The following is a 7245-nucleotide window of genomic DNA, read 5'->3' as shown; positions in this document are numbered from 1 at the left end:
CGGTGGTCAGCCCGTCGCTGCAGAGCAGCCACCGGTCACCGGCCTGTGGTTCCACTATCACGTAGGCCGGGCTGACCGGCTCCCCCTGCAGCGCCTGGGTGACCACCGCGCGGCGCGGGTGCCCGGCGGCCTCCTCGGGGCGGATCAGACCCTGGTCGACGAGCATCTGTACGTAGGTGTCGTCCTTGGTGAGCTGGTTCAGCCGGCCCTCGCGCAGCAGGTAGGCGCGCGAGTCGCCGACGTGCGCCAGCGCCGCCCGGTCGCCGGAGAAGATCACGGCGGTCATCGTGGTGCCCATGCCCTGCAGCGTCGGGTCGCCGGCGACCGTCTCGGCGATCCGCCCGTTGGCGACCTCGAGCGCCTTGTGCAGCGCGTCCATCTGATGCTCGTTGTCGATCGCGACGTCGAGGGAGGCCATCGCCTCCACCGCGAGCCGGCTGGCGACGTCTCCGGCAGCCATCCCGCCCATGCCGTCGGCCACCACGAGGAGGCGCTCCCCGGCGTAGAACGCGTCCTGGTTGTTGCTGCGGACGCGGCCTTGATCGGTGATGGCGGCCCACCGAAGGTGCAAGGTCATGGCGGAAGCTTGCCAGGTCGTGTCCAGCGTGTCTGCACGCGGTGGGCGGCGCGCCGCAGATGGTGATGGGAAATCGTTGTCAGGCGGCCTCAGCGGGCCGTCAGGCGCACAATTAAACCCGAAGGGTCCGGGTTCTCCGCGCCGTCCGAAGGACCAGGCGCCGGCAGTCACAGCGCCCTCCCCAGGCATCTCGGGTCGATGTCGCCGGCGCGCCGGGTGGGCGCCACCCAAGCCAGCGCGGACGACTCGGCGGGCCATCCGCGGACCACCACGACGCTGTCCGGCCCGTTGGTTCGCTCGGGGCACAGCGTCTTGGTCCGCACGCGATCGTTGGGAATGAAGGTCACCTCTCCGCCGCGGTCGAGCACGGTGGTCGAGGTGTCGTCCACGGAGATCAGTTGCCCGCGAACCACCGAGTCGACCGGCTTCCCGGGCAGGCCGGTCTCCACCGCGCTGTTCGGCAGCACCGGCGCCCGCAGGAACAACAGGCCGATCACCAGCGGTGCCACCAGTGCGGCGCCGATCGCCGGCCAGTGCGTGGCGAAGCGGGCCGCCCGCGCGGGCACCGGGCCGGTGAGCAGGGGACCGAGCAGCGGGGGTACGCCGAGCAGCAGCGCGGTGCTGTACTCCCCGATCGCCACCGCGTCCCGGATCCCGGGCGCCACGAAGATCAGCACCAGCAGCCCGACCAGGATCGGGACGCCCAGGGTGATCCAGGGCAGCAGCCACCGGTCCTGGTCGAACCGCTGCACCGCGGTCAGCCCCATGATCGAGACCACCAGCATCAGCAGGACCGGCAGCAGCCGCAGCTGCCAGGTGAAGCCGGCCAGCACCACGGCGAGCAGCACCACCCAGTCGGGCATGCGCAGCGCGGTCACCGCCAGCAGCGACCGCCCGGCCTCGGCGGGCGCGCTGACCAGCAGGATCCCGCCGAGCACCCGCAGCACGAGGATGATCGCTGGCACCGCCCAGATCAGCGTGATGCCGAGCGCGCTGATCATGCCGAGCGGGCTGATGTACTGCACCAGCAGCAGCATGGTCGGCAGATCCTGCCGGCTCAGGTACCAGAGCCGCAGCACCAGCAGCACGAGCGGGAAGGCGGGCAGCGCGGTGAGCAGCCAGTTGAGCTGGGCGCGCCGCCGCCGCGGCGCGACGCCGCCGTCCTTGACGTAGATGTCGGTCATCTAGATGACGTCTTCCCACGGCTGTTCGCGGACGTCCGGCTTGGTCACGGCGGGTTGCTGCGCTTGAGCGATCGGGGTACGCCCGTTGGCGGGCACCTCGGCCTGCAGGTTGTTCTCGTACGCGATCTCCCACCGATCGTCGCGCGGGTCCTTCAGCGACCGGTAGAGCGTGAGATCGACCAGCGTCGCCAGGTCCTTGTTCTCGCCGACGTTGACGCCCCACGCCTCGGTGGCGTCGAGGCCGAGATCCCAATGGGCGAACTCCTCGGGCGACTCGGCCTTGAAGCCGGCCAGGATCGCCGCGTCCGTGGTGACCGCGTCGACCCGCTTCGCACGCAGGTCCTCGATGCACTCGCTGATCCGATTGCGGCTGTGCATGATCGCGCCGGCGTTCTTCGGCTCGCTCTCACTGGTCGCAGTGGACAGCGAGCAGACGTCACGACCCTTCAGGTTCCCGAAGGTGGACACCTTGGGGTGGCCTGCCAGGGTGAGCACCGACTGCTCGGTGAACAGGTACGGCTGGGAGAACGTCACCTCGTCGCGCGCCTCGCGCGCCGCCGTGATGCTGTAGCTGGCGATCACCATCTGCACCGGCACCCGCTTGCCGCCGGCGTCGGTGGCCTGCATCCGGGCGCGGTCCTCGCTCTCCATCGCGTAGAACCGCACCTCACCCCGCCGTAAACCGAGGTCCTCGGCGATCATGTACGCGATGTCGATGTCGAACCCGGTCCACGTGCCGTTCTCGTTGTGGAACGCCGTACCCGGCTGATCGTCCTTGACCCCGATCGACAGGGTCGTCCAACCGTCCACACCGGCCCGCGCGCGCAGCTCCTCGACCGAGGGTGACCCGCCGACGAAGAGCCGCACCATCGTGATCGCGATCGTGAGCACCAGCGCGAGGCCGAGCGCGGCGAGCCGCAGGGCGGGCAGGGTGACACGCGACCGGGGAGGCGGCGGCGTTGGTGGCGGGGGATCCTCCGGCTCGGCGGGGAACGGGTCGGCCGGCAGATCGTCGGGCGCGGGACGGCGGCGGACCGGCCAGACCCTGCGGGTCACCTCACCCAATGTGGTTCCTCACGGGGTCGAATGTGCCATAGGGCACGCCGGGCCGGCAGCGGCGCAGCCGGGCCGCCGTGACGCGCAGTCCCCGCCGGGTGCCGAGGAGCGTCACAGCCTCCAGGCCGAACTCGGAACACGACGGCGTGAAACGGCACTTCACGGGCACCCGCGGCGACAGGACGCGACGATAGCCCTTGATCAGGGACGCCGTGGCGCGCTGCGGCAACGGTGTCCGGGCGGCCAGCAGCATCGACGTCGACAGCAGCCCGAAGTCGCAGCAGGGCAGGTCGCAGTCGCAGAAGTCGCAGCCGTCGTACCACTTGCCCTTGCGCCGCTTGCGGTGCGGGCGCCGATGATGACGTTTCGGCAGGCGAATGTAGGACCGCATCCCGCCATGGTGACCTACGCGTGCGAGGAAACCATCACCACAACGGCCGATTCCGCCGGCAGGGAGACCCGGTCACGCTGCAGCACGACGCCCTGCTCGGTGGCCAGCAGCACCCGGCTCGGCACCGATCGCAGGCTCACCGTCTGCTCCTCGGCCGCCAGGTTCACCGCCACGATGCACCGGCCACGGCGCATCACCACGTACCGGTCGCCGTGCCGGACCTGCACCCTGTCCAGCCGCGGGTCGGTCAGATCGGGCTGCTCGCGGCGCAGCGCGATCAGCTTGCGGTGCAGGTCGAGGATCTCGGCGTGCCCGGGTTTGGACAGCTCCGACCAGTCCAGCTTGGACCGCTCGAAGGTGGCCGGGTCCTGCGGATCCGGCACGTCGGTCTCGGCCCAGCCGTGGGTGGCGAACTCGCGCCGCCGGCCGGTTTGCACCGCCGCCGCCAGCTCGGGCTCGGGGTGGCTGGTGAAGAACTGCCACGGGTTGCTCGCCGCCCACTCCTCGCCCATGAAAAGCATCGGCGTGAACGGCGACGTGAACAGCAGCGTCGCCCCGCACTTGAGCAGCCCGGGCGACAGGGTCGCGGAGAGCCGGTCGCCGACCGCGCGGTTGCCGATCTGATCGTGGTTCTGCAGGTACGCGACGAAGCGGTATCCGGCCGTCGAGTGCCGGTCGACCGGCCGGCCGTGGTTGCGGCGGCGGAAGCTCGACCATGTGCCGGCGTGGAAGAACGCCCCGGTCAGCACCGTCTCCAGGCTCTCCAGCGAGCCGAAGTCGCCGTAGTAGCCCTGCCGCTCGCCGGTCAGCATGGCGTGCAGCACGTGGTGCACGTCGTCGTCCCACTGCGCGGTCAGGCCGTACCCGCCGGCCTCGCGCGGGGTGATCAGCCTCGGGTCGTTGAGGTCGGACTCGGCGATCAGCGACAGCGGCCGCCCGAGGTGCGCCGACAGCCGCTCGACCTCGGTCGCCATCTCCTCGAGCAGGTGGATCGCGGTGTCGTCGGCGAACGCGTGCACGGCGTCGAGCCGCAGGCCGTCGACGTGGTAGTCGCGCAGCCAGCCGAGCATGCTGTCGACGATGTACCTGCGAACCTCGCCGGAGTCGGGACCGTCCAGGTTGACCGCCGGGCCCCACGGGCTGTGCTCCGCGGGGTTCAGGTAGGGCGCGAACATCGGGGCGTACGCGCCGCTGGGCCCGAAGTGGTTGTAGACGACGTCGAGCACGACGCCGAGACCCCTGGCGTGGGCGGCGTCGACGAAGCGCTTCAGGCCGTCGGGGCCGCCGTACGCCTCATGCGGCGCGAACCAGCAGACCCCGTCGTACCCCCAGTTGTACTCGCCGTTGAAGGAGTTGACGGGAAGCAGCTCGACCAGGTCGACGCCCAGGTCGACGAGGTGGTCCAGACGCTCGATCGCGGCGTCGAAGGTGCCCTCGGAGGTGAAGGTACCGACGTGCATCTCGTAGAGGACGGAGCCCGGCAGCTGGCGGCCGGTCCACGCGGCGTCCGACCACGGGAAATCGGTGTGGTCGTACACCCGGCTGAGGCCGTGCACCCCGTCCGGCTGCCACAGCGACCGCGGGTCGGGTAGCGGCTTGTCGGCATCGGCGAGAACGAAGCCGTAATCGGTCCCCGGCCCGGCGTCCGGCACGTCCAGCCGCCACCAGCCGTCGCCACCGCCCACCATCTCGTGGTCGGTCCCGCCGATCCGCAGCCGCACGTACGGCTGCGCCGGCGCCCACACCTCGAACGTCGTCATGATTCCTTCACCAGCAGTGCCACCGGGTACCTGTCCAGCAGGTCGGCGACCGTGAGCGTCGAACCGCCGTGCACGGTGCCCGTCAAGACCTCCGTCCACGTCTGACCGTCGAGCGTCAGCGTGGTGTCCTGCCAGCCGCCGCGGCGGGACAGGCCGACCGGCAGCCGGGTGGCCACCGTAATCGCGCCGCCGCGGTCGAAGGCCAGCGCGTGCTCGCCGACCCGGCCCTCGGCATACAGCGGCCGGTATCCGGTGAACAGCTCCGGCCGCTGCCGGCGCAGGCGCAGCGCACGGCTGGTGACCAGGAGTTTCGCGGCGCCGGTGTCGTCGATCGGCGGCAACCATCCGTCGTCGAGCCGGGCCAGCAGCTCCCGCCGCAGGGCGAAGTCGACGGGCCGCCGGTTATCCGGGTCGACCAGCGACAGGTCCCACAGCTCGGTGCCCTGGTAGACGTCCGGCACCCCGGGCATGGTCAGCTGCACCAGCTTCTGCCCGAGCGAGTTGGACCAGCCGGGCGCGGTGATCGAGGCGGCGAAACCGGCCACCTCCTCGTGCAGCGCCGGGTCGTCGTAGATCCGGTCGACCATCTCGCGCAGCGCCGTCTCGAAGGACTCGTCGGGCTTCGTCCACGTGGTGGACGCCGCCGCCTCGCGGGCCGCCTTCAGCGCGTACGCGTGCAGTCTGTCCCTGGAGATCGGCCACGCGCCCACCGCGGCCTGCCACACCAGGTGGGCCAGCGCCGGGTCGGGCAGCGGATCGATCCGGACCCAGCGGCGGACCACCTCGGTCCAGTCGCCGGGCAGCTCGGCGAGCACCGCGAGCCGCGCCCGCACGTCCTCGCTGCGCTTCGTGTCGTGGGTGGACAGGCCGGTCATGCTCTCCGGCCAGGACCGGTGCCGCTGCCCCGAGCACTCGTGGAACTCGTCCGCGGAGACGCCGAAGTGGGCCGGGTCGTTGCCGACCTCGTTGCGCGCGGTGAACCGGGTCCACCGGTAGAACGCGGTGTCCTCCACGCCCTTGGCCATCACCGCGCCGGTGAACTGCTGGAAGCGGATCGCCAGCTCGTCGTCCGGGTTGCGCAGCCGGCCGGTGAGCTGGTCGAGCACCGGGATCAGCTCGGGCCGGCGGCGGCCCGCCTCGGAGCGCGCCTTGGCCAGGTAGCGCGAGCCGAAGGGCAGGTAGGAGCGGTAGACCGGGAAGCAGGCGGCCAGCTCGGCCAGGGCGCGGGGTGCGGCCTCGATCTCGGGTACGAGCCGTGCCATCCGGTCCAGCTCGGTGGCCAGCAGGTTGGTCGCCGCCGACAGCTTGGTCCGGTGGACAAGGTCCTGCCAGGACGTCGTGGTGCCGGTCAGGTGGTGATCGAGGGTGTCGAAGAACGCCTCGGTGGTGGTGTCCACGAAGACGCCGCACACCTCGGCCATCGCGTCGTAGCCGGTGGTGCCGGCCACCGGCCACCCCGGCAGCTCCTCACCCGGCTCGAGGATCTTCTCGACCACGATCCAGGCCTGCGGCGCCGCGGCGTGCAGGCGGTCGAAGTAGCCCGCCGGGTCTCGTACCCCGTCGGGGTGGTCCACCCGGATGCCCTGCACCGCGCCCTCGTCGTACCACCGCAGGATCTCGCGATGGGTGGCGTCGAACACCTCGGGGTCCTCGACGCGCAGGCCGGCCAGGTCGACGATCGCGAAGAACCGCCGGTAGTTGAGCTCGGTGTCGCCGCGCGTCCAGTTCACCAGCTCGTAGTGCTGCCGGTCGTGCACCTCGCGCGGGCTGCCCTCGCCGGTGCCGTCGGCGATCGGGTACCGCTTGTCGAAATACCGCAGTTCCCCGTCCTCGACCTTGAGCTCGTTGAGGGCATCGGGATCGTCGGCCAGCACCGGGATCAGCACCCGGCCACGGGACCAGTCGATGTCGTACCACTTGGCGTACTGCGACGCCTCGCCGTTCTTCAGCACGTCCCACCAGGACGGGTTGGCGGCGGGCACGCCCACCCCGGCGTGGTTGGGGACGATGTCGACGACCAGGCCCAGCCCGGCCGCCTCCAGGGCCTTGCGCAGCTGCAGCCGGCCCTCCTCGCCGCCGATCGCCGGATTCACCCGTCCGTGGTCGACGACGTCGTAGCCGTGCTCCGAGCCGGGCGCCGCGGTCAGCAGCGGCGCGGTGTAGAGGTGGCTGACACCCAGGTCGGCCAGGTAGTCGGCGAGCTCGGCGGTGTTCTTCAGCGGGAAGTCGGGACGTACCTGAACTCGATAGGTACCGGTAGGGGGCATCAAACCGTCC

At 71.0% G+C, this 7245-nt stretch carries 6 protein-coding genes; all 6 read right to left on the bottom strand.

The annotated features are described in order from the left end of the window. The coding region (locus tag AB0M20_RS18990) for a protein phosphatase 2C domain-containing protein (protein WP_364299769.1) at positions 1 to 577 on the bottom strand (577 nt) is incomplete at its 3' end. A gap of 167 nt (positions 578 to 744) precedes the next feature. Continuing rightward, entirely contained in the window at positions 745 to 1761 is a 1017-nt protein-coding gene (locus AB0M20_RS18985; protein ID WP_364299767.1) for a hypothetical protein, read from the bottom strand. Continuing rightward, positions 1762 to 2817 carry a transporter substrate-binding domain-containing protein gene (locus AB0M20_RS18980; RefSeq protein WP_364299765.1) on the bottom strand — a complete coding sequence of 352 codons (1056 nt, stop codon included), beginning with the start codon at positions 2815 to 2817 and terminating at the stop codon, positions 1762 to 1764. It lies immediately after the preceding gene. Position 2818: 1 nt separating this feature from the next. Further along, positions 2819 to 3208, bottom strand: coding sequence for a membrane protein insertion efficiency factor YidD (yidD, locus tag AB0M20_RS18975; RefSeq protein WP_364299763.1), 390 nt, complete (start codon positions 3206 to 3208; stop codon positions 2819 to 2821). Positions 3209 to 3222: 14 nt separating this feature from the next. After that, entirely contained in the window at positions 3223 to 4968 is a 1746-nt protein-coding gene (gene treZ, locus AB0M20_RS18970; protein WP_364299761.1) for a malto-oligosyltrehalose trehalohydrolase, read from the bottom strand. Further along, positions 4965 to 7235, bottom strand: coding sequence for a malto-oligosyltrehalose synthase (treY, locus tag AB0M20_RS18965; protein WP_364299771.1), 2271 nt, complete (start codon positions 7233 to 7235; stop codon positions 4965 to 4967). The genes treZ and treY overlap by 4 nt, the downstream gene beginning before the upstream one ends. Positions 7236 to 7245: the final 10 nt, after the last annotated feature.

It is taken from the genome of Actinoplanes sp. NPDC051633, assembly GCF_040681735.1.
In the GTDB taxonomy this organism is placed as follows: Bacteria; Actinomycetota; Actinomycetes; order Mycobacteriales; family Micromonosporaceae; genus Actinoplanes.
This window is presented reverse-complemented; position numbering and strand designations above follow the sequence as displayed.